Origin of the sequence: Catenovulum sediminis (genome assembly GCF_007289895.1) — a bacterium.
Lineage (GTDB): Bacteria > Pseudomonadota > Gammaproteobacteria > Enterobacterales > Alteromonadaceae > Catenovulum > Catenovulum sediminis.
On the sequence record NZ_CP041660.1, the window covers coordinates 969,070 to 993,180 of the forward strand.

Annotated in this window: 22 protein-coding genes and 1 riboswitch; of the genes, 4 read left to right on the forward strand and 18 right to left on the reverse strand. The window is 41.5% G+C overall.

Annotation, left to right across the window (positions count from 1 at the left end):
- Positions 1 to 117 precede the first annotated feature (117 nt).
- Positions 118 to 1,038: a type 2 periplasmic-binding domain-containing protein gene (locus FNT16_RS03770; RefSeq protein ID WP_143870292.1), complete on the reverse strand. Its 921-nt coding sequence runs from the start codon at positions 1,036 to 1,038 to the stop codon at positions 118 to 120.
- Positions 1,039 to 1,201: 163 nt separating this feature from the next.
- Between FNT16_RS03770 and FNT16_RS03775 the strand changes: the two genes are divergently transcribed.
- Positions 1,202 to 2,377: a multidrug effflux MFS transporter gene (locus tag FNT16_RS03775; RefSeq protein ID WP_143870293.1), complete on the forward strand. Its 1,176-nt coding sequence runs from the start codon at positions 1,202 to 1,204 to the stop codon at positions 2,375 to 2,377.
- An 87-nt stretch (positions 2,378 to 2,464) separates the two neighbouring features.
- Here the strand turns inward: FNT16_RS03775 and araA are convergent, their stop codons facing one another.
- The 8 genes from araA to FNT16_RS03815 all read right to left on the reverse strand — a co-directional run bounded on the left by araA (position 2,465) and on the right by FNT16_RS03815 (position 14,394).
- On the reverse strand, positions 2,465 to 3,967 hold the full coding sequence (araA, locus tag FNT16_RS03780) for an L-arabinose isomerase (RefSeq protein ID WP_143870294.1): 1,503 nt from the start codon (positions 3,965 to 3,967) through the stop codon (positions 2,465 to 2,467).
- Between the two features lie 119 nt (positions 3,968 to 4,086).
- Entirely contained in the window at positions 4,087 to 4,785 is a 699-nt protein-coding gene (locus tag FNT16_RS03785) for an L-ribulose-5-phosphate 4-epimerase (protein ID WP_143870295.1), read from the reverse strand.
- On the reverse strand, positions 4,782 to 6,446 hold the full coding sequence (locus tag FNT16_RS03790) for a ribulokinase (RefSeq protein WP_143870296.1): 1,665 nt from the start codon (positions 6,444 to 6,446) through the stop codon (positions 4,782 to 4,784). The genes FNT16_RS03785 and FNT16_RS03790 overlap by 4 nt, the downstream gene beginning before the upstream one ends.
- Before the next feature lie 453 nt (positions 6,447 to 6,899).
- Positions 6,900 to 7,736, reverse strand: coding sequence for a DUF2059 domain-containing protein (locus FNT16_RS03795; RefSeq protein WP_185976676.1), 837 nt, complete (start codon positions 7,734 to 7,736; stop codon positions 6,900 to 6,902).
- 257 nt (positions 7,737 to 7,993) lie between these two features.
- Complete coding sequence (locus FNT16_RS03800; RefSeq protein WP_143870298.1) at positions 7,994 to 8,710, reverse strand: DUF6445 family protein; 717 nt, start codon at positions 8,708 to 8,710, stop codon at positions 7,994 to 7,996.
- 12 nt (positions 8,711 to 8,722) lie between these two features.
- Positions 8,723 to 9,454, reverse strand: a complete 732-nt coding sequence (locus tag FNT16_RS03805; RefSeq protein WP_143870299.1) for a SapC family protein — start codon at positions 9,452 to 9,454, stop codon at positions 8,723 to 8,725.
- A gap of 19 nt (positions 9,455 to 9,473) precedes the next feature.
- The gene (locus FNT16_RS03810; protein WP_143870300.1) at positions 9,474 to 11,033 is read right to left on the reverse strand and encodes a tryptophan halogenase family protein; all 1,560 of its coding nucleotides are present in this window, start codon (positions 11,031 to 11,033) and stop codon (positions 9,474 to 9,476) included.
- 103 nt (positions 11,034 to 11,136) lie between these two features.
- A complete protein-coding gene (locus FNT16_RS03815) occupies positions 11,137 to 14,394 on the reverse strand; it encodes a TonB-dependent receptor (protein ID WP_185976677.1) in 3,258 nt (1,085 codons plus the stop codon).
- A gap of 306 nt (positions 14,395 to 14,700) precedes the next feature.
- On the opposite strand from FNT16_RS03815, the gene FNT16_RS03820 reads away from it, so the two are divergent.
- The 3 genes from FNT16_RS03820 to FNT16_RS03830 all read left to right on the forward strand — a co-directional run bounded on the left by FNT16_RS03820 (position 14,701) and on the right by FNT16_RS03830 (position 17,281).
- Complete coding sequence (locus tag FNT16_RS03820; RefSeq protein WP_246072345.1) at positions 14,701 to 15,207, forward strand: RNA polymerase sigma factor; 507 nt, start codon at positions 14,701 to 14,703, stop codon at positions 15,205 to 15,207.
- Positions 15,200 to 16,252, forward strand: coding sequence for a FecR family protein (locus FNT16_RS03825; protein ID WP_143870302.1), 1,053 nt, complete (start codon positions 15,200 to 15,202; stop codon positions 16,250 to 16,252). Before FNT16_RS03820 ends, FNT16_RS03825 begins: the two co-directional genes overlap by 8 nt.
- A 453-nt stretch (positions 16,253 to 16,705) precedes the next feature.
- Positions 16,706 to 17,281: a tetratricopeptide repeat protein gene (locus tag FNT16_RS03830; protein ID WP_246072460.1), complete on the forward strand. Its 576-nt coding sequence runs from the start codon at positions 16,706 to 16,708 to the stop codon at positions 17,279 to 17,281.
- Between the two features lie 61 nt (positions 17,282 to 17,342).
- Here the strand turns inward: FNT16_RS03830 and FNT16_RS03835 are convergent, their stop codons facing one another.
- The 9 genes from FNT16_RS03835 to moaA form a co-directional block, all read right to left on the reverse strand.
- On the reverse strand, positions 17,343 to 18,227 hold the full coding sequence (locus FNT16_RS03835) for a tetratricopeptide repeat protein (protein WP_246072347.1): 885 nt from the start codon (positions 18,225 to 18,227) through the stop codon (positions 17,343 to 17,345).
- 166 nt (positions 18,228 to 18,393) lie between these two features.
- Positions 18,394 to 19,464, reverse strand: a complete 1,071-nt coding sequence (locus FNT16_RS03840) for a protein-glutamate methylesterase/protein-glutamine glutaminase (protein WP_143870303.1) — start codon at positions 19,462 to 19,464, stop codon at positions 18,394 to 18,396.
- Between the two features lie 18 nt (positions 19,465 to 19,482).
- Entirely contained in the window at positions 19,483 to 20,121 is a 639-nt protein-coding gene (gene cheD, locus FNT16_RS03845) for a chemoreceptor glutamine deamidase CheD (RefSeq protein WP_143870304.1), read from the reverse strand.
- Positions 20,122 to 20,123: 2 nt separating this feature from the next.
- Complete coding sequence (locus FNT16_RS03850) at positions 20,124 to 20,942, reverse strand: CheR family methyltransferase (RefSeq protein WP_143870305.1); 819 nt, start codon at positions 20,940 to 20,942, stop codon at positions 20,124 to 20,126.
- 65 nt (positions 20,943 to 21,007) lie between these two features.
- On the reverse strand, positions 21,008 to 21,256 hold the full coding sequence (gene moaD / locus FNT16_RS03855; RefSeq protein ID WP_143870306.1) for a molybdopterin converting factor subunit 1: 249 nt from the start codon (positions 21,254 to 21,256) through the stop codon (positions 21,008 to 21,010).
- A gap of 10 nt (positions 21,257 to 21,266) precedes the next feature.
- Complete coding sequence (gene moaC, locus FNT16_RS03860) at positions 21,267 to 21,740, reverse strand: cyclic pyranopterin monophosphate synthase MoaC (RefSeq protein WP_143870307.1); 474 nt, start codon at positions 21,738 to 21,740, stop codon at positions 21,267 to 21,269.
- Positions 21,741 to 21,742: 2 nt separating this feature from the next.
- Entirely contained in the window at positions 21,743 to 22,288 is a 546-nt protein-coding gene (moaB, locus tag FNT16_RS03865) for a molybdenum cofactor biosynthesis protein B (RefSeq protein ID WP_143870308.1), read from the reverse strand.
- A gap of 22 nt (positions 22,289 to 22,310) precedes the next feature.
- On the reverse strand, positions 22,311 to 22,916 hold the full coding sequence (mobA, locus tag FNT16_RS03870) for a molybdenum cofactor guanylyltransferase (protein WP_143870309.1): 606 nt from the start codon (positions 22,914 to 22,916) through the stop codon (positions 22,311 to 22,313).
- 20 nt (positions 22,917 to 22,936) lie between these two features.
- Positions 22,937 to 23,911, reverse strand: a complete 975-nt coding sequence (moaA, locus tag FNT16_RS03875) for a GTP 3',8-cyclase MoaA (protein ID WP_143870310.1) — start codon at positions 23,909 to 23,911, stop codon at positions 22,937 to 22,939.
- Positions 23,899 to 24,045: riboswitch (molybdenum cofactor riboswitch) on the reverse strand. Its footprint overlaps the gene before it by 13 nt.
- Positions 24,046 to 24,111: the final 66 nt, after the last annotated feature.

Genomic DNA, 24,111 nt, shown 5'->3' on the forward strand with positions numbered 1-24,111 from the left:
AAAAATTAAACGAATAACGGCTCTTCATGGGCCGTTTTTTTCTATTCGATTTATTTACTCTTTGTTCCCTCACCCGATGATTCAGTGCTAAACATTATTCACAAGATTTTAGCGCCTTTACTCTCGCAACAACTCACTGACTGAAAAGTTGTACTGTGTATAACCTGAATCAAGGTTTTTAATATAGGGATTTTCTAGCTGAATGATACGACGGCCGGACAATTGGGCAGTCTCAATACTGGGTAAATAATAAGTTTTCCAAAGTTCAACAAAACTGCCATCAGCAAAAGCACGTTTTAATCCCAATTCCACTCTTTTAGCTTGTTCTGTATTACTTTTTGCTGTCATAAAAAATCGGGGCAACGGATATTGCAACAAAATATTAGGCTCAACGATTAAATTTGGGTGCTGTTGCTGAAAATTGTGTAACTCTTCTTCTACTTCATTAATACCGCGAAAAAACAAATCAGCCCGTTTGCGCGAGATCATCTCAAACATATTGTCGTAACCTGAAACTTTAAAAACACTTAACTCATTTTCTTTTAGAATATCGCTATCAAGCCAGCCTATCCCTTGAATAATAGAGTATTTTTGCAGGTCTTCTGTGGTGCGCACGTTGGCGTATTTATTTTTACTGTCGGCATGGACAAACGCGACACGAAAACCGACAATTCCGCGATCGACCGGGATTTGTATGGCCAGAAAACGTTTTGTCATTTCATCGGTTGCTGAAAATTTAAAGAAAAAATTATGATAGAATCCGGTTTCAGCCAATTTCATTAAACGCTGTAAAGTTAAACCTTTTTCGCTGGCAACCATGCGATAAGGGCCATATTCATCAACGGTTTTATCTAATGCCAGTTTCAGTATTTTTTTGTCATATAAATTACGTGTATCTGTACTACTCTCACTCCCCATATGCGTAAAAATGGTAACAGTTTCAACCTTAGATAGCGCACGACTGGCCGATTGGGCACTCACGGCAGATTGAAAAAATGCAGAAAATATTGAAAAAAAAGCAATTTGCAATGTTTTCATCAAGTTATTTAAATCGCTCTTGTTGATTAGGCAGGTTTAAAAATCTTAACATTAAGGATAGTCTATTATTTTCGATGTATAAAACTAATCACGTTATAATGTTCCTCATTCCAAAGACTTTTAAATACTCAGTAGATGATTTAAAAAGCAAAAACGGAGTCGTATGACAACTCATATTTCAAAAGCGCTTACGGTTTTGCTCGCTTCTATTTTTGCGCTATCACCTTTTGCCATTGACACCTATTTACCTGCGATAACAATAATCGCACAGGATTTAAATAGTGAAGCTGAATGGGTCAGCGTGACCGTTAGTTTATATGTTTTTGGTTTGGCTTTTGGTCAACTGATAGGTGGGCCATTATCGGATATCCATGGCCGGCGCAATATCATGTTATTGGGGATCAGCATTTTTGCGATTTCGTCCTGCCTGATAGCCACCACACAGAATATCGAGAGTTTCTGGATTTTTAGAGTAGTGCAAGCTTTGGGTGGCGGAATATCATCTGTTTGTGTACCCGCGTTAATCAGAGACAGGGTTTCAGGTGCAGATGCCGCCAAACTTTTTGCATTGGTCGCTTTGATAATGATGATCGCACCTGCAATTGCACCCGGTATTGGTTCGTTAATTTTACAGTTTGCCAATTGGCCTGCGATTTTTATTTTTTTAGCGGTATTCGCCTTTTCAATCGCATTTGCAACCATAAAATTATTGCCGGATGTCGGAAAGTCACCCCATACAAATGTCGCCAGATCATCTTTTTTAGAGATTCTGAGCCACCGGCAAGCTATCAAGTATCTATTGGCGCAATGTTTTGGTTATTCCGTATTGATGGTGTTTTTAACCAATTCTCCGTTAATTTACATGCAATATTTTGCGTTATCGGCGAATGACTTCGCGCTGTTTTTTTCGCTAAATGTGCTGGTGATTATTATCAGCAACCGGCTGAATGCCTGGTTGTTAAATTATTATCAGCCGCATACTTTATTATGTGCATTTTTATTAATACAGCTCAGTGGTGGCTTAATGATACTGCTATGCGCACTCTATTTTGCCAATAATATCGTTTTGGTTTTTATTGGTTTTGCGCTTGCTGTTGGTGCTATCAGCGGGATTGGCCCGAACGCGCAGGCTTGTTATTTTGACTACTTTGCTAAAAATGCAGGTTCGGCTTCTGCGGTATTTGGCTTTTCTCAGCATATGACAGGCGCGTCAGTCAGTGCATTATCTGCCGCTTTGTACAATATGACCTTATTGCCAGTGAGTATCGTCTTGGTGCTTTGCAGTAGTTGTGCTGTGATTGCGGTGAATGCGCGCCAACAAAAACGGAGCACATCATAATTTATTAAGTTCGATAGTGACAAAAAAGCCGGCTTTCGCCGGCTAAAAATACACATGGGAATGTGATTTAAGACTTACATAAACAACTTATAAACCTTGTGATAATGCATAATATGCTGCGTTTTGGCGCAATTCATTTTTGAACTGACGGATATTTGTACTGTCATCAATTACCACAAGCTCTACACCTGCCATTTCTGCATAATCCGCAATGTTATCCGTGGTAATCGCCTGACTATACGCCGTGTGGTGCGCACCACCCGCATGGATCCACGCCGCAGCGGCAACGGACAGATTCGGCTTTGGCTCCCAAAGCGCAGATGCAACTGGTAAATACGGTGTATTTTCTGGTAGATCAACCGCGTTCACTTCATTGACAATAATGCGGAATCGATTACCCATATCTATGGGTGAGACATTGATTGCAGGGCCGGCTTTACCGGCAAATAATAATCTTGCTACGTCACATTTCATGCCAATGGTATGGCGATGCACTTCGAGTTTAGGTTTAGCGTTTGCTATCGATGGACACACCTCTAACATATGTGCGCCTAAAACTTGATCTTTTGTGCCAAAGTTATAGGTGTAGTCTTCCATAAATGATGTGCCGCCACTTATGCCTTGTGACATGACTTTCATAATGCGCACCATGGCAGACGTTTTCCAGTCACCTTCGCCGCCGTAACCATAACCCTGAGACATTAATCTTTGTGTTGCTAACCCCGGTAATCCGGTTAAACCCGTTAAGTTTTCAAAACAGTTGGTAAAACCACCAAATCCGCCATCTCGTAAAAACTTAGCCATACCCAGTTCTAGTTTGGCTTCATTTTTCAGCATATTTAATTGATATTCATCTTTAAATAAGCTTTCAGCTATCTCGTAGTCATGCGCGTAGAGGTCAATTTGTGCCGCGACATCGGCCTCTGATACCTCATTCACAACAGCACTTAAATCACCCAATCCGTATGCATGTACCTGATAACCAAATTGAATTTGCGCAGCAACTTTATCCCCTTCAGTCACGGCAACCTGACGCATATTGTCACCAAAACGCGCAATTTTTAAATTTTGGCTTTCATTCCAGCCAATCGCCGCTCGGCACCAATCATCTATTTGTTGTTGTACATCCGCATTTTGCCAATAGCCAACAACCACTTTGCGCTCTTTACGCATTCGTGTGCCGATATAGCCAAATTCACGACATCCGTGCGCACTTTGGTGCGTATTCATATAGTTCATGTCAATCTCACCCCAAGGCAAAGCCGCATTAAACTGGGTGTGCAAGTGCATAAACGGCTTTTGTAGTTCGTTTAAACCTTGTATCCACATTTTTGCAGGTGAGAAGGTATGCATCCACAAAATTAAACCAACACAGTTTTTGTCCGCATTGGCAGCCTGACATACTGCGTGAATTTCTTCTGGTGATTTCACCGTGGGTTTGTTGACGATATTGACACAAACCTTATCAGATTGATTAAAGCCAGCTGAGATTTGATCGCTGTCTTTAGCGACTTGTTCTAATACTTTTGGACCATATAAGTGTTGTGAGCCTGTCACAAACCACACTTCTTTTTGACCGAATACGCTCATGAGTTTTCACCTTTAATTAATGCTTTAATCTGTATTTATCAGATTGAATGCTGGTTTTTATTTGCCCAGCCTGTTTTACCTTGACCGCGACTTGCCTTGTCCGTGACTTGCCTTGTCCGCTATTTACCTTGTCCGTAGTACGCATCTTTGCCGTTTTTACGTAAATAATGCTTGTCGACCAAACCTTGTTTTAAATCCCTAATTGAAGGCGTTAAAGTTTTGGTGAGGTAAGCCATTTTGGCGATTTCTTCTAGTAATACTGCGTGATAGACAGATTTAGCGGCATCTTTACCCCAGGTAAAGGGCGCGTGTCCGGCGACAATAACCATTGGCGATTCAAGTGGTGAGCGATCTGCAAAACACTCAACAATTTGCGCGCCGGTTTCTTCTTCATAATCACCATTGATACGTTCATCACTCATCACGGCCGCACACGGAATTTCACCATAAACATAATCTGCCTGCGTTGTGCCGTAACATGGGATGGCAATTTGTGCCTGCGCCCATGCAGTTGCATAGGTAGAGTGTGTGTGTGTGACCCCGCCAATTTCTGACCAAGTACGGTACAAATAAGTATGGGTTTTAGTGTCTGAAGATGGATTCAGTTTGCCTTCAACACGCTGGTTTTCTAAATCAACTATCACAATATCTTCTGGCTTTAATACCTCATACGCGACACCACTGGGTTTTATCGCAACAACCCCTGCTTTTCGGTCAATTTGAGAAACGTTGCCAAAGGTGTAAGTCACCAATTTACGCTTATCCAGCTCCATATTGGCCTCATATACTTCACGTTTAAGCTCTAAATATTGGCTCATGCTTGACCTCCATCTACGTAGGCAGCTAACGCCTGATATTGTTTGTACAAGTTTTCGTATAGCGCAGCATTTTCGGCATTCGGCTGATAGGTTTTACAAACTGGTGATGCCATGACTTCCTGCGCGGCTGAAACACTGGGATAAACACCGGCAGCAACCGAGGCAAATATCGCCGCACCTAATGCGCAGCTTTGTTCACTTTCTAATACGTCGATTGGGCAGTTCCAAACGTCTGCACAGGTTTGCATCACAAAATCAGACTTCTTCGAAATCCCACCTATCGTCACAACAGAGCTGATATCAACACCTTCTGCTTTGAATCTTTCGATAATGGCACGTGCCCCAAATGCGGTTGCTTCAACCAATGAACGATAAATTTGCGGTGCTTGGCTGCCCATTTTCAAACCGGTAATGGCCATTGCGACTGTTTGATCTGCATCAGGTGTACGGCGTCCGTTAACCCAATCTAAAGCGGTAATGCCAGTAGAGCCAATGGGCAGTTTTGCGGCTTCTTCACCTAGTTTAAACAGGGTTTTATCTTCTAATTCTTGTGCCAATTGCGTTTTTTGTTCGGCGGTCAGTACATCTGAGGTTTCGATATTTTTAAGCGGCCAGTTAATCAGGTTTCTAAACCATGCATACAAATCACCAAATGCAGATTGTCCGGCTTCCAGCCCTATCATGCCCGGCATAACAGACCCATCAACTTGCCCACAAATCCCTTTAATGCATTTGTCGCCAATGTCCTGCGCACTGGCGATTGCGATATCGCAGGTTGATGTCCCCATCACTTTTGTCAGTACACCTGGTTTAACATTCGCACCGACAGCCCCCATGTGACAATCGAATGCACTAAAAGTGACAACCGTACCTGCTGGCAAAGCCAGTTTTTCGGCCCATTCTGCGGTCAGTTTTCCGCAGACTTGATCGGCTGTGTAGGTTTGTGCCGGTAATCTATCGCGAATGCCATCTAATACCAGATCGACTGACGTGAAGAATGTGTTTGGCGGATATCCCCCCCAGCTTTCATGCCACATTTGTTTATGCCCTGCTGCGCAGCGACTGGCTCTGAAATCTTTAGGATGAGTCGTACCTGTAATCAGTGCTGACATCCAGTCACAATGTTCTACCCAAGTATATGCCGCAGCGCGAACAGCCTCATCTTGACGTAAAACATGTAATGCTTTCGCCCAAAACCACTCTGATGAATAAATACCACCTTCGTATTTAAGGTAATTTTCATCCGCTTTTTCAGCGGCTGCTGTAAACTCTTGCGCTTCTTTTATTGCTGTGTGATCTTTCCACAATACAAACATTGCATTTGGGTTTTCAGCAAATTCTGCTTTTAACGCTAAGGCTAAACCATTTTCATCGACTGCTACCGGTGTAGAGCCTGTGGTATCAAAACTAATGCCAACCACTTGCTCTGCAGCGCCGACTGGGGCGACTTGCCACAAGCCTTGCACAACTGCTTGCAAACTTTCGATATAGTCTAATGGATGTTGACGGAACTGATCGTTTGCCGGTTGACAATACAAACCTTGTTTCCATCTGGGGTAATACACCACATTGGTTGCTACTTCCTTGCCGCTTTGGGTATCCACCAGCAATGCCCGGACTGAGTCTGAACCATAGTCCAAGCCTAATGCATAAGACGTCATAATTTCACCGTAACCTTTATCACTAAATAAGTTGGCTTAATTGGTTTTCGTTAATCCCCACCAATTAAATACTACCACTATATAGTAATACTAATGAATGATATGTCAACGAGGTAAATATGAATTTTAAATAAGTTGAAGTGAACAATTATTTCATTCCTAGCGATTATTAAACCTAACCATATGAAAAATATAAATATAAATTAAACTTAAAGTCTTACAGTTAAACCAACAAAAATAAAGCATTATAAAAATTAAATATTACTTTTAATTAACATGTAGGCCGAATACAAACCAGTGGCAAAGAAAAATTTAAAATGAAAACAAAGAAAGAGCAAAATAGCGAAGGCAAGGAAAGAAGAAGTACAAGAAGAAAAACAAAGAAGAAAGAGGAAAAGGAAATAAAGCTCGGTTAAATAGACGAAACCACAGTCGGGTTTCGCCCGTAAGAATTTAGCCTGCTGTCGCGGCTTGTTCTTCTACAATAATTTTACCTATATCGGCCGCCCAATCTGCCAATACAATTTGAAAGCCTTGATTAACACCTTGCATAGCTAATTTATTAAATTTAGCGGTTACAGGTTTGGCTAAGAATTTTTCATAAGAAGCCAGTTCACTATCTGCAATATCCTGATACGAATAAACAAAAGAAACTGTCACCATTTGCTCTATACTTTGTTTCATCTGCGGCGCCATCGCTTGCATTTGTGCTTCATACGGTGCTAGATCTAACGGTTGATTAGGCGCGACTACAAACATAATTGCACTATATACAGCAACACCCGATTGCTCTTGAACGGCCATGGTAAATTGAGTTGCACCAACCAAGTCATCAATTCGTTTAGCAGTCTCAACGCGTTTAGTATGGCCGAGCAAAGTTTGCGCTTGTGACATCATTTCTTGATACCCTTGCATAGTCGATGCTTTTTCTTCGGCTTGCGCTATTTTTCGGCCCGTGTCAGATTGATACCAATCCATTAATTGATTTATTTCAGCCTGTGTTAAAGAAGATTTAATACGCTCTTTAACCTTGCCCAGTACAACTTCAGGTGAAATTTTTTGCTGTGCGCTGCCTAAGATTAAATCAACGGTTTTTTTAGGTATAGGTGCACCTTGCTGCACACCTTGCATAAAACCAGCTTGCACGGCTTGCGGGTATTGTGCTGCTTGTTTTGAGATACCGGATGCATCTAATAGTTTTTCAATTGCTTCGTCACTAGGTTGTGCGATTGCCGAACAACAAAATGCAGTTAGTAGTAAAAAAGCAGATTTTAACGTGAGTGTTTTCATATAGTTTGATTCCATTTCTAATTGAGTTGATTCACTAATTCCTTAGGTGTATTAATTGTTTGTATCGGTATTTCTGATTTGCCAGAGGTAAACTTTTACCGTACAAAATGATCTAACACATCTATTTAGCGCAGCCATTCTATTGAGAAAAATCGTTAATTTAAAGTTAAATATTAAATGTTAAATGTTAAATGTTAAATGTTAAATGTAGTATTTCTTAATATATGGTAATTTTCACGTCTAAGTTTAACGCTATTTTAGGGCGTATTAACAATAAAGGTATTGAGCGTTAAGCGTCCGGTTGTCGGATCGTCAGACAATAATGCCGGCTTTATCAGCCCCGAATGTAAAAGATTCCCCGGATAAACAACCGCTCGGTTAAACACCACATCTACTTGGCCAATTTTTTGATACAAACTGTTTTGCTCGGCTAAATACCCTGGCTTTTCATGTAACCTTGCAGCCATTGCCTGCTGTTTAAGTTGTGTCGCATAGTTGTTCAACTGTGCTTTGTTAATACGCTCGTAACCTGTACTGTTATGACGAAAAAATGCAGTACCACCAAATGTTTCATCACATAAATAGTGGACAACGGCCAATTGATTGTCGTTGGCTGTATCAAAATGTGGCAACATTTGAATCGGTTTTAGTTTTTCGGGTTGGGTAGTTGTTAACGAATAGGCGCATAAATTACTTTGCCATAAGCCCGTATGCATCGTAAATACTTGATTTAATTGCTGTGCATATAAACTGCAAATTTCTTCTGCATATTGTTTTGGTCCGGGCATTCTAAGGCCCGGATAATAATCGCTGGGGGTTTGTTTAAACTGATTGTGTGCTATCACATCTTGTTTTAACTTAAGTGCGCAACGGGAAAAGTTATCAATCACTAAGACTGGGGTTTTATGCTCACCTAAATACACAATTTCACTTTTTGCTTGTGTATTTAGGTATTGAGAGTCTAATTCACTCATCACAATTTCAAGTTACGTAAGCTGCTGATTTTTGCGATCGATTAACGCGTAAATTTGCGCCACAGAATGTGCTAAACAATAGGCTGGCCCTAAGTATCCTTTAGTTTGCAATTGTTTAAGTTGCTCTGCATCTAAGTCAGCGAGTTTATCTTGCGATATTGTATAAAGACCATTAATTTTCATTTGTTGCTGGTTTGCCAGCGTAATATCCAAACTGATGGCTTCAATCAAATCTAAGCGCTCTAAATGGGTTAAAAAATCTCGAGTGAGTGGTTCACCTTGCAATATTTCGCTGATAATGCTGCGGCTATTTTTAAAAAATTCTGTTTCTTCACCTGCATCATCGAACAAAGCCTGACCTTCTGTTTGGCTAATTGCAGGACTGTTTTCATCAATGCACAATACAAATCTGGCTTTATCTGCTCCTTCCTCTTTCTCTTGTCCAACAAAAAAGGGTTGTCGCCTAACTTGCAAGGGTACATACACGGCATTCCATTTATCCGCTTGCCAAAACAAGTTCTCTCCTTGTGACAGACCTAACATTGCACTACACATAAACTGTCCCGTTTGACTATTTTTTGTGATCACAATGGGGTAGTGCACTGCCAGTTTGATAAACTCAGATAAGACAGCGGGTACTAAATGCAACTGACTGCCGTGCTGCTCAATTAACTCTGATTTTATTCGGATATCGCGATGATGTTCTGGATTTAATGCGACAATATTGTTGTTTGTGCTGCTCATAATGACCTTCTGTGTGCTGTTAAACTTTACTCAATCCAAATTCGCGGATTTTATTTAATAATTCTCTATTAGTAGGCAGACTTTTAACCAGTTGATGACTCATCTGTTGATTGCGTGCAAACCACTGCTGTGCTTGCTTTTCATCTTGATACAGATATGACTGTTGTGCAAAGTCTGTTTTAAAGCCCATTCCATATAAAACATATAAATAGCTGGCTGCAGGAAAGACTTCATTGTTGCTGCTAAAGTCAAAATCAGCGGGTGGTCGTTTTTGCCAAAGCTGTAATAGCTCCAACAAGCTATCCGGGATGCTGGTTTGGTCACAGTTATCGCGCCAAAATGCACTGTCGGTGCGCTGCGTCAGCATATAATGTAACTTCAGAAAATCGATGATACGTGCCCAGCGGTATAAAAATGTTTCATTAAAACGCTTTGCAACAATTTCCATCTCCCGTCCTGAAAACGGTAACTGCTGTGCAATCATATTGGCTGAAAGCTCAACCAAAACCAAAGCAGAGGCCTCTAAAGGCTCTAAAAAGCCTGCGGATAATCCCACCGCAACACAGTTTTTATGCCAAAAATGGCTTCTATGTCCACTGCGGATATCAATTTTTCGATAATCAAAATTTTGTGCTATTGCTGGATTAAGCTGTTTTACATAAGCGTATAATTCATCTGCCGCGCTTTGTTCTGACGTATGCTTACTTGAATAAACATGTCCAACACCACGACGACTGGTTAAACCTATATCCCATATCCAGCCATTTTTTTGTGCTGTCGATATAGTATGCGAGCTGATATCTTCCTGCTCTGATGCGTAAGGCACATGTAAGGCTAAGGCTTTATCGATAAATAAAACATCACGCTTATCAACAAAAGGAACTTGATAATGCTGCCCTAATAACAATGAGGCGAAACCACTACAATCAACAAACAAATCACCGCTAATTTCACCATGATTTTGGCTGCTTAAACTGGCGATATTGCCATCAATGGTGTTGTTAACCTGCACAACATGGTCCACTATGTGCCGTACCTTTAGTTTTTCGACACAATGTTTTTTCAATAAGCTGGCGAATTTACCCGCATCCAAATGGTAAGCGTAGTTGGCAATACTGGCGAATTCGGCTGTGGTAACATTTTTAGGTGCTCGGCCTTGTTCACACAGGGCTTCTTGAAAACACACTGCATTAGAGTATGAAATTTTATCTTGATATTGCATCTGCCAATACGGCGTCAGATCAAACTGGGTAAAACCCTGTGGTAACATCAAAGGATGATAGTAAAAGTCATCTTCTGCCCCCGTTCGCCATTTGGCAAATTTTGCGCCCTGTTTAAAAGAGGCATCACATTCGCGCAGAAACTCAGTTTCACTAATGCCAATCGCTTTTAAAGTATTGCGCATCGTTGGCCAAGTCCCTTCGCCCACCCCAACGGGCGGTACGTCACTCGATTCAATTAAACACACTTCAACCTTTGAAGTTTCTAATTGACATTTATGCTGCGCGGCAATTCGGGCTGCTGTTAACCAACCGGCTGTGCCTCCGCCTAATACCACCACTTTATTTTTACGGTTCATAACTCGCTCAATATGAAAGTTCTCGTATCCGTCGACAATTAAATAAGTGGGCTATTGAATAGCCCACTTCATTCATTAGGTGCCTGCTAATGAAATTGCTTAATTAAAAGCTGGCTCGAACACCCACAGCGTATCGAGTTCCACTGTCTTCTGCTTCTAAGAATTGATTAGCATACTGACCATGCTTAGAAGTTGTTTCACCCGTTAAGTTAAGTGCTTCAAAGAAAACAGAGAAGTTTTCTGTTAGCTCTAAACTACCACTGGCATCCCACTGAGCGTAATCATCAACAAAGACAACCCCGTCACCATTTAACTGTGTCAGGCTTTGTAAAAACTCACCCCGCTGATTGTAGGCAAATCTTAATTCAACAGGGCCTTTTTCATAGAAGCCGACGAAGTTCATAGAGTCACTTAAACCCGGCAGTGCAAATACTTCACCAACCAGTTTAGGATCTAGCTCTGCATCACTGTCTGCAATGGTTGCGTTAAACATGACACCAAAACCCGTTTCACCAAAGGTGTGCTGGGCAGCAAATTCCCAACCAGTAACTTGCGCAGTTTCGCCGTTATTAGGGAAGGTGACTGAGAACTTAGCCGCTTCACCGGTAACCGGGTCGGTAATCTCATCACCTGCTGAATTAGTGAACACCTGATCGCGTTGTTGCGTCACAATAAAGTTAGATACATCTTTTAAGAAAAAGCCGGCGGATACGTAACTGGCCGAATCATAATAGTACTCTAACGATAAATCGATATTGTTTGATTTAAAAGGAACTAACTCAGGGTTACCACTGCTTGCTGTTAAGTCACCACCTGGGCGTGTTGTCCCAATCACAGTGACCGGTGCCATATCGGTTAACGTTGGACGCGTCATCGTTTGTGAGGTGGCAAAACGGGCAACCAAATCATCGGTAATATTTAAGCGCATACTGAGATTTGGTAGTAGTGCCAAATAATCAGTTTCTTTGGTTACACCGGTGGCTTGCCCAAAGTTTTTGTTAAACTCAGTTTGGTCAAGTATCGTCAGACTTTCTAACGGTTCAGTGGTACCTGTCACCGTGACATCGGTCGCTTCTAAACGCACACCTGTGGTTGCAGCAAACTCCATACCGGCAATTGTTGTTTCAAAATCTAACTCAACATAGCCAGATAAAGTATCTTCTTGCACAACAAAACTATTACCCCGTTTAACCGCATCAAAACTAATCGGATTACCTTGCGAAGCCGCATACGCTTCTAAATAAGCAAATTGTTCTTCACCATTGTGGCGCAACCATTTAGTTGGCATATCCTGCATACCACTAAATTCACCTAAGAAATCATCACCTGCGTCAAACAACCATTGCGGCGCTTGTTCTTGTGGCTCATCAGGATAACCACAAAAGACACAGTGTACGCCTGTATCATTATCCCAACGGTTTTGCGTTTTTTCTTCTGTCGAATACTGCACACCAAACTTCAATTTGCGTAAACCATCTACACCTTCGTCCCATACACCGTCGATACGGAACTGATCGACTACATCTTCGACTTCCCAACCACGACGTAACATAACGTGTGCTCGGCTATTGGCAACGTCTTCGAAATTGGAAACACCGGATGGCGCGACTGGATCATTAGTTGGGTCACCATCGGCCAAACGTCCCTCTTCAGGGTTACTATAAATATTCGGATTCGCTGACTGGAAATTACTGGCGTATGGTAGATCAAATTCTGTTAACTGAAAACGCACGCGGTTAGCATAACCAATAAGCGATAGCTGATCTTCACCGCCATTATTTGCCGCTCGTTCTGATTCTGAGTGGCTGTAATCAAACTTCATAATTAAAGAGTCAGATACCAACCACTCTGCATTTAAACCAAATGCCGAGGTACTGGTTAAACGGTCAAACTTCTTAGAGTGCATATCAGTCGCCAAACCGGTTTCCTGATACAAATCAGTGACAGTGCCATTCGAGTCAATTTGCACATCTTCTAAGTTTGAAGCGGTAAACCAGTGCCCATATGAAGTTGAGTCTGTTTTAACATCAAAGTCTGAATATAAATAATCAGCGGTAATTTCTAAATTATCAGACGGTGCGTATTGAAATACTAAGTTACCACCCGTTCGCGTTCTTTCTTCAAAAACCACTTGGTGATCATAATTTCGTGGTGAAAAAATATTGCCCTCAAAACCAGCTCCACCATTGATTTGATCTTGCGGGATACCGGCGTTTTCAAGCCAACCATCAGTACGGGCGCGTTGTAATCGGGTATCGCGCTGTTGATGCGAAACCGCAACCATAATCCCCATGGTATCGTCATTAAATGTGGTACTGACTAAACCTGATACCGACGGAGAGGTTTCTTCACTATTGTCATCGTACACACCTTTGACCGATGCAACCGCTTTAAAGCCGGGATTGTCAAAAGGTCTGGCTGTGGTGACATTAACCGTAGCGCCCACCCCACCAGACTGTAATGTCGCTTGCGAGGTTTTGTAGACTTCAATACCACTGACTAATTCAGACGCCAAGGTATCAAAACTAAAAGCACGCGTTCGGTTTTCGGAAGCCATTTGGCGACCATTCACCAGTACAGTATTAAACTGCGGACCAAAACCACGCACGGTAATCAATTGGCCTTCACCACCCGAACGGTCAATAGAAACACCGGTAATCCGTTGTAGCGATTCAGCCAAATTAGTATCTGGGAATTTACCCATATCTTCGGCTGAAATTGCATCGACTACGCCGCCTGATATACGTTTAGTTGCGACCGCACGTGATAAAGACCCGCGAATACCGCGTACCTGTATCGTTTCATCTATTTGTTGCTCTTGTGCTGAGTTTGCTTCTTCTGCTGTAACCTGTGGTGTCATCATAGTACCTAGAACCGCGGCGACCGCTCCAGCTACTTTGTTTTTATTATAAATTGCCATTTCGTTATCTTGCTCCGAACTTGAGTGTAATGAAATAACGAGCTGACCATGTTTATCAAATTGCCCTTTTAATCCAGTACCTTGCAATAATAGTTTAATTGCCTGATCTGCTGAATAACGTCCCAACAAAGGGTTTGCCTGCTTGTCGTCTATCTGCTCCACCGGAAACAACAAAGTGATATTCGCTTGCTCGGCAAATTGAATTAAAGATAAATCAGCTCGCTGCCGCGGGATCTCAAAAAGTAGCTGGCTAATTTTCTGCTCTGCACATACTGGATTTGCCAAACCTGCAGCAGCAACCAGACTTACAGTCGTTAACCAATACTTATCGCCTCCCGCATGTAATGGCTTCTGTAGCCACACATAGAGAGTAGACGAATAACCCGGATAAATCCGCCATACATTTTTTAAATATTTTTTTAACACTTTTAAATTCGGCATACTCTGATGTAATTGATAATCACAGCACAAGCTATTGAAAATATACGGTAGACCTCAGTAATGAATGAGTTTACTGGAACTTGTGCCAGCGCAATAAAAAGTTGAATAAACTTGTTATAAGGTAAACCAATAGTTACAAGTTTTATATAAAAAAAGAAAATTTAATTCACTCTGATAGCGGATTTTTATCTCTCAATCGTCTATCTGTTAGAAAGGCAATAAAATTAAAGCAACCAGGCTAGGTTTATGTCACAGGACTCAAAATTTCACGATGTATTCATAACATCACGGGAGATCATTGCCAAAATGGTTTCTAAAATAGTGCCACCACGTGAAATTGAAGACATCGTTCAGGAAACTTATGTTAGGATTTGTCAGATAGACAATAAGGAAGAGATAAAGTCGCCTCGATCTTTTATGTTCAAAACCGCCAAAAACCTAGCGTACGATCATATAAAAAGTGCCGGGGTAAAGTGGTTGGATGACACGAACGATGATGCAATGCTCGAACAGTTGTTATCTTCAAATCATGATGACGAGATGTACCGAGCGGCCGCTTCTAACGAAGCGTTTGCCGACTTTTGTGAAGCGATTCGTCAGTTGCCTTTGCAGTGCCGTAAAATTTTTATTTTGAAAAAAGTATATGGTTATTCTCAGCGAGAAATCGCTGAACAAGTTAATTTGAGTGAAAGTACAGTGGAAAAACACATTGCGACTGGCATGAAACGTTGCACTTTATTTATGCGGCAAAGACAGCATATTCCAGCTGAGAATCGTCAACCAGTAACCCAGCGTGGAGGTGGTTATGAGTAACGTATACCCCTTCCCTAAACAATCTGAACAAGTGGCCGATGAACGCGCAATTGAGCAAGCAAGTTTGTGGGTGGCCCGAATTGACAGAGAGTTACAGCCACATGAAAAACGCGAGTTAGAAAACTGGTTAGCAGAAGAAACTGTCAATGTTCATGCATTTCTCGAAGTTGCCGAACTTTGGGACAAAATGGATGATGTTCAACGTTTATCTGATTTATTTCCACGGCCACAACAGCCCCAATATAGAAGTAATCACAATAAGCTATGGACAATTGCAGCGTCAGTATGTTTTACCCTATTGCTCGGTTGGTTGTTGTTAGTACCTCAATTTAATCAACAACAAGATAATTTGCTTGCCGTTCAGCACAGTTATCAAACGTCGGTTGGCGAAAACAATACGTTTGTATTGCCCGATGGTAGTGAAATCACGCTCAATACCAATACTTTTGTGCAGATTCGCTTTACACCTAATGCACGTGTTATTGATTTACAACGCGGTGAAATACACATTGAAGTGGCACATGAAAACAGTCGACCACTCAGTGTTTTAGTAGCGGGTAAAGTGATACAGGCGGTTGGCACAGCGTTTAGTGTGCAAATGGATCAAGAACTAGTTGAGTTGATTGTAACCGATGGCAAAGTACTTGTTGCCAGCCAGCATAAAAAAGCAAAAGCTGAACCGCAAAAATTAAATAACCAAGCACTGGCAGTGCAGCGCGGCGAAAAAGTCGACTTGGATTTAACTGGACAAAAAACCGAAAAAGTGATCAAACTTGATGCCGCTGATATCGCGATTAATTTATCGTGGCGCACTGGTAATTTAATCTTTAGAGGCGAATCACTGGAGCAAGCCATGGCTGAAATTGCTCGCTATACGCAAACTAAATTCAAATTGTCTGACTCGCAAGCATTGCGCAAAGTCAAAGTTGCCGGTGTGTTTAAAACGGGCGACGTGAATGGTTTATTAAGCGCGCTTAAACATAACTTCGACATTGAAGCACAAACCCTCGACAATGGCACAATCTATTTAAGCCCTGCCACTTAAACTTATTATTTAGAGCATAAAGTCTAAGCGTTAGTTTGTAATTCTAGATTAGCGCTGCGGCTTTGTCTTGCCCAAAAGCGGCACTTTAAACGTATTTGCAGTTAGCTTATCCATTTAACTAACGCAAACAGGAGTATAGACGCAGTCATGGATGACACTCCCTCACCTTTGCTTTCCCCGCTTGCAATGATTCAATCAAGGTAAAAAATCAACTGAGCTTTAAATAGGCATTATAATTGCTTAGTACTTTATCATTGAAGATTAATAACTGATGATTGATCATTAACCCTGACTACCACGAGAAAAGTGAGTTTGCATGTTTCATTCTTTAATACAACGAATGATAAACATTCAAGCTGAACGTTAAGTCAAAAAGAAGCTACAGAATCAACTATGAAAAAGAAAATGAACCATTTGTTTAGCCTAATAGCCTGTGCGTTTGCACCGCTGATAATGGTGGCACATGCACAAGAGTTAAAAGTTGTGCAACTCTATTCTCAAGAAGAATTAATCAGCTGGATCAACCAAAACACGCACTTAAATAGAGTGGTCGAAGACAGGTGCCAGCTAGTGCAGGACATAGAAGCACGCGCCGAAATCGTCAAAATTCCGGCATATCAGTTTTTATGGGGCGATATGTTGGCTTGGGGGGTTTGCGTCGAAAAAGACGCAGAACTTGGCTTGTACTACATTGAACAATCCGCGCATCAGGGGTTACCGGCAGGCCTAGAACAATTAGGTCGTTATTACGCGAAAGGAATTTTGGTTCAACAAGATAATAAACGGGCAATTAATTATTTACGTGAAGCTGCTGCAATGGGCCATGTAAAAGCGCGTATAGAATTTGCTGAAAGTTTAAATCAGGGGCTCGGTAGTCCATTAGACTTTGCAGATGCTTATCACTGGCTACACAATACGGTAATCGCAGATAAAAAGTTACACAAACGCGCGCAATTTGCGTTGCAAGAAATGGCAAAAAAAATGCCGCCCCGAGTTGTAGAAAAAGCCAAACGTGCTGAAATGCGCTAGTTAAACGATTGTCTTTGCACAAACGAATAAGAGTCAGCACGCCTTAGCAAAGCTCGGCAAGTTAGTACAACAGACTATATAATTTGCGCCGCGCCTTGGTTGCGATGGGGTCCCCTTTAGCCGCCGTTGCCAAAATATCCATCATTACTTTTTTAACCTCACCGTCCAGCGCATTAAGGTCTTTTATTAATACAGCAAGCAATAACTCAAGCGCTTCTTCGTTTTGCTGTGCTTGATGCAACTGAACCGCTAATTTTAGGCTAATACTTGGATCGCCCGGTTGTTTGTCCAGTTCAGCTCGCAGCGCTTGTATCTCAGGTGTTTCAGCGGCTTGTTTGTTCAGCTCTAATTTAGCCTGCAATGATTGATAATAATCGTCTTGATTAACCATGGGTATTTTATCTAGCAGTGCTTCTGCTTCAGTGTTTTGACCTAAATTTAGCAAGACATCAATTAGTAACTTTTGAGTTTCATCGCGCTGTGGTGCAATCTCATAAGCCTCTCTTGCCGGAATTAACGCATCGGCAAAATTATCATCTGCAATCAACGCACTGACTTGTTTAATTAATGCGTCTTCAGGCTTAGGTAAATAAGGTTCGAAAAACTTTTGTAATTCAGCGTCACTTTGATCACCGGCGAATCCGTTGACCCCTTTGCCGTCTTGAAAAACAATACAAGTTGGTAAACTTTGTACGCCAAACTGCATCGCCAGTTGTTGCATTTGTGGATCATCACAATTGACTCGAGCCAGTGTCACACTGTCTTGTGCACCCGCGACTAAATTCGATAATTTTTGTGACAGTTGGGTACTTTGTTCACTTTGTTGGGTGTAAAAGTCGATAACAACAACTTTTTCCTGCGAACCTTGCAAAATAACCTGCTGAAAATTTTCAGCATTAATTTCGACAACATTTGTATTTTCGCCTGCAGCGTTGATTGGTTGCACTTTATACTCTCACTTTAATTTTAAAATAACTTTAATGATTAATAAGTTGTTGTCTTCTATGTATATGCAAATTTAAAATTCTCAACCCTGATTAAGGCCTGTTTATTTGCAACATTTATACGCTATTCTGCTGACTTTTGAAAAGCCGCTAAAACAAGTTATAAGACTAAAGATTTTTAGTAACGCGTTGGTTACTAACGATTAGTCTGCGCAATATTGTCGGTGCGATATCCTGCAATGGTAATATTTGTTCTATTGCTCCCTGCTCAACCGCAGCACTCGGCATCCCCCACACAACACTGGTCGCTTCATCTTGTGCTATAGTATGCTGGCCTGCTTTTCTCATATTCAGCATTGCATACGCGCCATCTGCGCCCATCCCGGTCAACATAATTCCGGTTGCTTGATTAGAGCCCAATTTAGCAACCGAATCAAATAGCTTTTCAACTGAAGGCCGGTGACGATTAACTGGCACGTCATCATCTAACTGACAAAATAACGTGTGACCTTTTTTGTTTATCGTAAGATGCCGATCGCCAGGTGCTAAATAGATACAGCCCTGCTCTATCTTTTGTCCGTGCTGAGCTTCAAATACTTGCATTTTAGACACTGAATTTAAACGCTTGGCAAAAGACGTCGAGAAAACAGGCGGGATATGCTGAGTAATCACGATAGGTGACATACTGACAGGCAACCCGCGCACCAACTCTTTGATTGCCTCAGTACCACCAGTAGATGCACCAATCGCAACTAGATGATTTTCTGCGTAATGATTCTCTCCCACTGGCACTTCAATTTTGCTCCGCAGATAAGCGGTTGACAACGAACGTAATCGATTTTTACTGGTCGCGGCTACTCGCACTTTATGGGTCAATTCCTCATGATATCTGGATAATTCGGTTAATAGATTTGATTTTGGCTTCGCGATAAAGTCAACCGCGCCCAGCTCCAGTGCTTGTAAGGCAGCTGGTGCGCCTTTTTCAGTTAAGGTTGAAACCATCACCACAGGCATTGGCCTTAAACGCATCAAATTGCGCAAAAATGATAAGCCGTTCATTTTTGGCATTTCAATATCGAGCGTTAATACATCTGGATTATAGTGTTTTATTTTTTCTCTTGCGTCATACGGATCTTCGGCCGTTGCGACCACATCAATATCTGCATGGGCATTTAATATTTCGGTCAGTAAACTTCTAATTAAAGGAGAATCGTCAATAACGAGTACCTTTATTGTCATAGTGAGCTCCGTGTTCACCTAGAATAATTCAATGTCAGTAGTATCTGGCTGTTTGATAATATCTTTAAAGTAAGCCACTTCCCGTTTTTCTATTGTATCATTGTGCATCGCTCGTAATCTTTTAACTTTAACAATGCCTGAGTTGGGACAAAAGATAATTTTTCTCGGCCAAGGCCCTCCAACATCATGCGCGACTACCGGTATTTCTTCATTTTTAAGATACAAACGAACAAAGTCGATATTATTGTGACCAATATCGGACATGTTAGCCATAATTTTGCCACCGCCAAAAATCTTGGATAATAAATGTGGGCGGCTGCCACCGTTTTTAATAATTTCATTGATTAAAAATTCCATTGCCCAGTGTCCGTATCGGCAGCTATAGCTGATGCTATTTAGCCACAGAGCATCGCCGACCGATGACTCTTTACACTCGCCTTGTTGTGGCAACATAAAGTGGTTCATGCCACCTATCCCTAACTTTTCATCCCAGATACAGGCGGATATACAAGATCCCAATACGGTCGTTATTAATTCGCGATGTTTAGTCACATACAACTCTCCCGGCAATATTTTAGCGACCACAGAGTCTCGCCGGTCGTCGACATAACGCTTAACCGTTTCAAACCCTTTAGCTGCAGGTAAGAGTTCTGCCATAGTTAATCCTTTTTCTGGTAAACAGTTTGACCGAGCGGCTGAAACAAGGTGATTTCTCTACCGATGCTTTCTGCATGGCCTAAAAATAAATATCCTTGGCTGTGTAAGTAGTCTGCGAATGTGCCGATAAGTGTATTTTTACACGCCTTATCAAAGTAAATCACAACATTTCGACAAAAAATCAAATCAAATTTGCCTTTCATTGGCCATTCCGCTAACAAGTTTAAGCGCTTAAAATGTACGAGTTCACGAACTTCTGGTTTGATTCGAAAATGTGTTTTTTGTTTGTTTTCGAGTAAGTATTTTGAATACTGACGCTTTAATTCAGCTGACAGGCGGTCATTTGAATATTCAGCCTGCTTGCCAATTGCCAATACATTTGAATCTACATCAGTGGCCAGTATTTTGATATCCCAATTTTTTAAGTTCAATTTGCACGCCAGCGTCAATGCAATTGAATAAGCTTCTTCTCCGGTTGAAGAGCCTGCAGACCAAATTCTTAGCCTGCGTTTATCTTGCTTTTGCCAATCAGGAATTAATTTTTCACTTAAAAACTCAAAATGATGGGGTTCTCTAAAAAATGAAGTCAAATTCGTTGTCAGCGCATTTAAAAAGTGGCTAAGCTCTGTTTGCATATTCTTTTCTAAATAAAGACAGTAATGATCAAAATTAGCCATCCCCAACTTTCTCATTCGTCTGGAAAGCCTAGCGTAGGCCATTTCTCGTTTGTGCTGACCTAATACGATACCGGCATGTTGATAGAGCAACTTGACAACAAATTTAAAGTTATCGTCCGTGAAGTTAAATTCGTATTTGCTCAAATGTCAGTCTCTAATTTGGATACATTTATAGTCTAAAGATAGATACTAATATTTAAATTGACAACTTAACCACCGGTCACGGGTGGAAAAAATGCAACTTCATCGCCATCTGACACAATGCTATTGGCTGATGCCATTGTTTGATTGATCGCACAAAGTGTTTTAGCGCGAAGTAATGCGCTTTGCCAATTGGGCTGCTGTTGTACTAACCTTTGTTTTAATTGCTCTACCGTGAGGTTATCATTGATATCCAACTGCATACTGGCACAGTCTAATTCTTCTTTTAATTTTGCAAAAAATAGGATTTTAACCATATAACGACCTTTATACTTGCCAATTGCCTGATTTTCCACCCGCTTTCGCAAGCACGCGTAAACCCTCGATTTGCATATTTTTGTCAACCGCTTTACACATATCATAAATTGTTAACGCGGCGACCGATGCCGCTGTCAACGCTTCCATTTCTACACCGGTTTGCGCGGCTAATTTGCAAAAACTGACAATTCGGACTTGGCATTGTTCTGCCTGCAGCTCGAAATCTACCTGCACTTTGGACAACATAAGTGGGTGGCATAAAGGTATTAAATCAGAACACTTTTTGGCCCCTTGTATACCGGCTATTCTAGCAATCGCGAGCACATCACCTTTTTTATGAGAGCCTTGTTCCAACAATTGATAAGCTTGCGGTGACATTTTGATAAATGCTTCGGCCTGTGCAGTTCGGGTGGTCACCGCTTTTTCGCTGACATCCACCATATTGGCTTCGCCACGTTCATTTAAATGCGTCAATTTTGCCATACTTAGCCTCTGCTCTCGCACTGCGTGGTTGCAGCCTGTTTTAAATGTGCCACAAAATTGCAAGGTCGCACGGATGCATCCAGTTGTTTGCTAATAATATCGTCCCAGCCTGTTTTGCAAGCGCCCGTTGAACCGGGTAAACAAAATATCACAACCCCATTCGCCATCCCGGCGATCGCTCGCGATTGAATGGTAGATGTAGCAATATCGCGGTAAGATATTTGACGAAACAGCTCGCCAAAACCCTCCACCTGCTTATCAAATAACGGGACCACAGCTTCGGGTGTTGAGTCTCGCCCAGTAAACCCCGTGCCACCCGTTGCGATGACCGCTTGAATGTGCTCTGAAGCAATCCAATTAGATAATACCGCTCTAATTTGATAAATATCATCTTTAACAATAATACGCTCGACAACCTGGTGACCATATTCACGGGCAGCATTAACTAAGTATTCACCTGAGCTATCTGTGGTTAAATCGCGTGTATCTGAAATAGTGAGAATTGCAATGTTCAGAGGTTGAAAAGGTTTTGCTGACTTGCCGCTCATTCTATGATCTCCAAAAATTTATTTAAAATCTACGACCCAAATCATCTTGAGTTTGTAAAAAAGCGCGCCATTGCTCTGGTGTATTAATGTTCATCAATAGCTTTTTATGCTCGCTTGAAAGCGGCCTTGCACTTGCCTGTATCAGCTTAATAAACGCTCGTAAAGAGCGGGCTTTTGCTGCTTTATTTTGCATCACACTGGATATTTGCGCGCCCATTTTATCAAATCCATACAAAGCAATTGGCATCATATAACTGTCAAAATATAGGCTAGCTTTCGTCTCCACCGCTTGTCTTGCTAATTGTGTTAACAAATCTGCAGATAACGCGGGCATATCGACCGGCAACACCATTACATTTGCCGGACAATCAGGTAACGCAGATAATGCATCGAGTCCGGCCAAGGGTCCGTAATTTGGGTAACGGTCTGCTATTTGTCCTTTTTTGCAACCACTGACGTAGACAGAGTAAAAACCCGCTCGCTCAAGTTTATCTTGCATATATTCAAGCAGGTTTCGCCCGTAAAGTTTAAGTTGCGCTTTGTCTTCGCCCATGCGGCGGGATTGTCCCCCTGCCAAAATTAATGCAGAAAATGCATGGCTATTTTTAGTTTTCTGTTGGCTTTGCATTAGCTTACTAGACCTGTCTTTTATCCCCCTAGCATGGCTAGGTGACGAGTTGCCCCCGTTAACCCCTGCTGAAGATAATGACTGGCTTTTTTACCGCTTAACGCCTCAGTTAAATAATTTTGTAAATCACTTTGTTGTTCATCTGATTGCATAAATTGGCGTAAATCAAGACCTTCATCAGCGAATAAACACAGATGTAACTGACCCAATGCACTGACCCTAAGGCGATTACAAGAAGCACAAAAATCTGGACTGTAAGGCATGATTAAGCCAATTTTTCCTTTGAAATTAGGGTGATAATACTCTTCAGCGGGTCCGGCTTCTTTACGTTTAATAACCGGTAACCAGTTTTGCTCAATTAACTGTTGTTTAATCGATAGGCCACTTACATGATTAGCAGAAAAGAAGGATTGATTGTCACCGGTTTGCATCAATTCGATAAAACGCAGTGTATAAGGCTTGTCTTTGAGCCACTCTTTATAGCTATTTAACTCATGCGCATTAAACTGCTTCATCAAAACTGCATTAATTTTGATATTATCCAAGCCTAATACGCTGGCTTTTTCTAAACCGCGTAAAATACTATCGAGTTTGTTAAAGCCAGTAATCGCTTTAAACATCTTACTGTCTAAACTGTCAATACTGACATTAAGTGAAGTTAATCCAGCATTCACCCAAGATTCGATGTTTTTTTCAAGGTTAAAGCCATTGGTTGTCAGCGCAACCTGATTAATGCCTGGGGTCGACGCACAGATCTGGATAATTTCGCTCAGGTCTTTGCGTAATCCCGGCTCACCGCCGGTAATACGAACTTTACTGGTGCCTAAGGCGGCAAACGCCCGTACCACTCGTTTTATTTCTGCAATAGATAAAAACGCGCGAGAAGTATCACACTGGTATCCGTCCGGTAAACAATAGGTACATTTAAAATTGCACACGTCAGTGACGGACAGTCGCAAATAATGAAACTGTCTGCCAGAATTATCTTGTAACATAAACACCTTTCCAAATACGGGAGGCTGAGCCATTTCTGACGCAACCCTGGCAGCTCAGAAAGCTGCGGCGATAAATGCATATAAAAGTGTCTGGTATTTTACTTAGCATTTAACGCTCGGAGTTTAACTGGATGCAATAAATTAGGTTATTGCACTTGAATCTCTATACATTATCTAAACGTTAGAGTAAGCAAAGTATG

Excerpts from the sequence above, each read along its gene's own strand:
- FNT16_RS03770 (WP_143870292.1), bottom strand. The coding sequence starts at position 1,038 with ATGAAAACATTGCAAATTGCTTTTTTTTCAATATTTTCTGCATTTTTT.
- FNT16_RS03775 (WP_143870293.1), top strand. The coding sequence starts at position 1,202 with ATGACAACTCATATTTCAAAAGCGCTTACGGTTTTGCTCGCTTCTATT.
- araA (WP_143870294.1), bottom strand. The coding sequence starts at position 3,967 with ATGAGCGTATTCGGTCAAAAAGAAGTGTGGTTTGTGACAGGCTCACAA.
- FNT16_RS03785 (WP_143870295.1), bottom strand. The coding sequence starts at position 4,785 with ATGAGCCAATATTTAGAGCTTAAACGTGAAGTATATGAGGCCAATATG.
- FNT16_RS03790 (WP_143870296.1), bottom strand. The coding sequence starts at position 6,446 with ATGACGTCTTATGCATTAGGCTTGGACTATGGTTCAGACTCAGTCCGG.
- FNT16_RS03795 (WP_185976676.1), bottom strand. The coding sequence starts at position 7,736 with ATGAAAACACTCACGTTAAAATCTGCTTTTTTACTACTAACTGCATTT.
- FNT16_RS03800 (WP_143870298.1), bottom strand. The coding sequence starts at position 8,710 with ATGAGTGAATTAGACTCTCAATACCTAAATACACAAGCAAAAAGTGAA.
- FNT16_RS03805 (WP_143870299.1), bottom strand. The coding sequence starts at position 9,454 with ATGAGCAGCACAAACAACAATATTGTCGCATTAAATCCAGAACATCAT.
- FNT16_RS03810 (WP_143870300.1), bottom strand. The coding sequence starts at position 11,033 with ATGAACCGTAAAAATAAAGTGGTGGTATTAGGCGGAGGCACAGCCGGT.
- FNT16_RS03815 (WP_185976677.1), bottom strand. The coding sequence starts at position 14,394 with ATGCCGAATTTAAAAGTGTTAAAAAAATATTTAAAAAATGTATGGCGG.
- FNT16_RS03820 (WP_246072345.1), top strand. The coding sequence starts at position 14,701 with ATGGTTTCTAAAATAGTGCCACCACGTGAAATTGAAGACATCGTTCAG.
- FNT16_RS03825 (WP_143870302.1), top strand. The coding sequence starts at position 15,200 with ATGAGTAACGTATACCCCTTCCCTAAACAATCTGAACAAGTGGCCGAT.
- FNT16_RS03830 (WP_246072460.1), top strand. The coding sequence starts at position 16,706 with ATGGTGGCACATGCACAAGAGTTAAAAGTTGTGCAACTCTATTCTCAA.
- FNT16_RS03840 (WP_143870303.1), bottom strand. The coding sequence starts at position 19,464 with ATGACAATAAAGGTACTCGTTATTGACGATTCTCCTTTAATTAGAAGT.
- cheD (WP_143870304.1), bottom strand. The coding sequence starts at position 20,121 with ATGGCAGAACTCTTACCTGCAGCTAAAGGGTTTGAAACGGTTAAGCGT.
- moaD (WP_143870306.1), bottom strand. The coding sequence starts at position 21,256 with ATGGTTAAAATCCTATTTTTTGCAAAATTAAAAGAAGAATTAGACTGT.
- moaC (WP_143870307.1), bottom strand. The coding sequence starts at position 21,740 with ATGGCAAAATTGACGCATTTAAATGAACGTGGCGAAGCCAATATGGTG.
- moaB (WP_143870308.1), bottom strand. The coding sequence starts at position 22,288 with ATGAGCGGCAAGTCAGCAAAACCTTTTCAACCTCTGAACATTGCAATT.
- mobA (WP_143870309.1), bottom strand. The coding sequence starts at position 22,916 with ATGCAAAGCCAACAGAAAACTAAAAATAGCCATGCATTTTCTGCATTA.
- moaA (WP_143870310.1), bottom strand. The coding sequence starts at position 23,911 with ATGTTACAAGATAATTCTGGCAGACAGTTTCATTATTTGCGACTGTCC.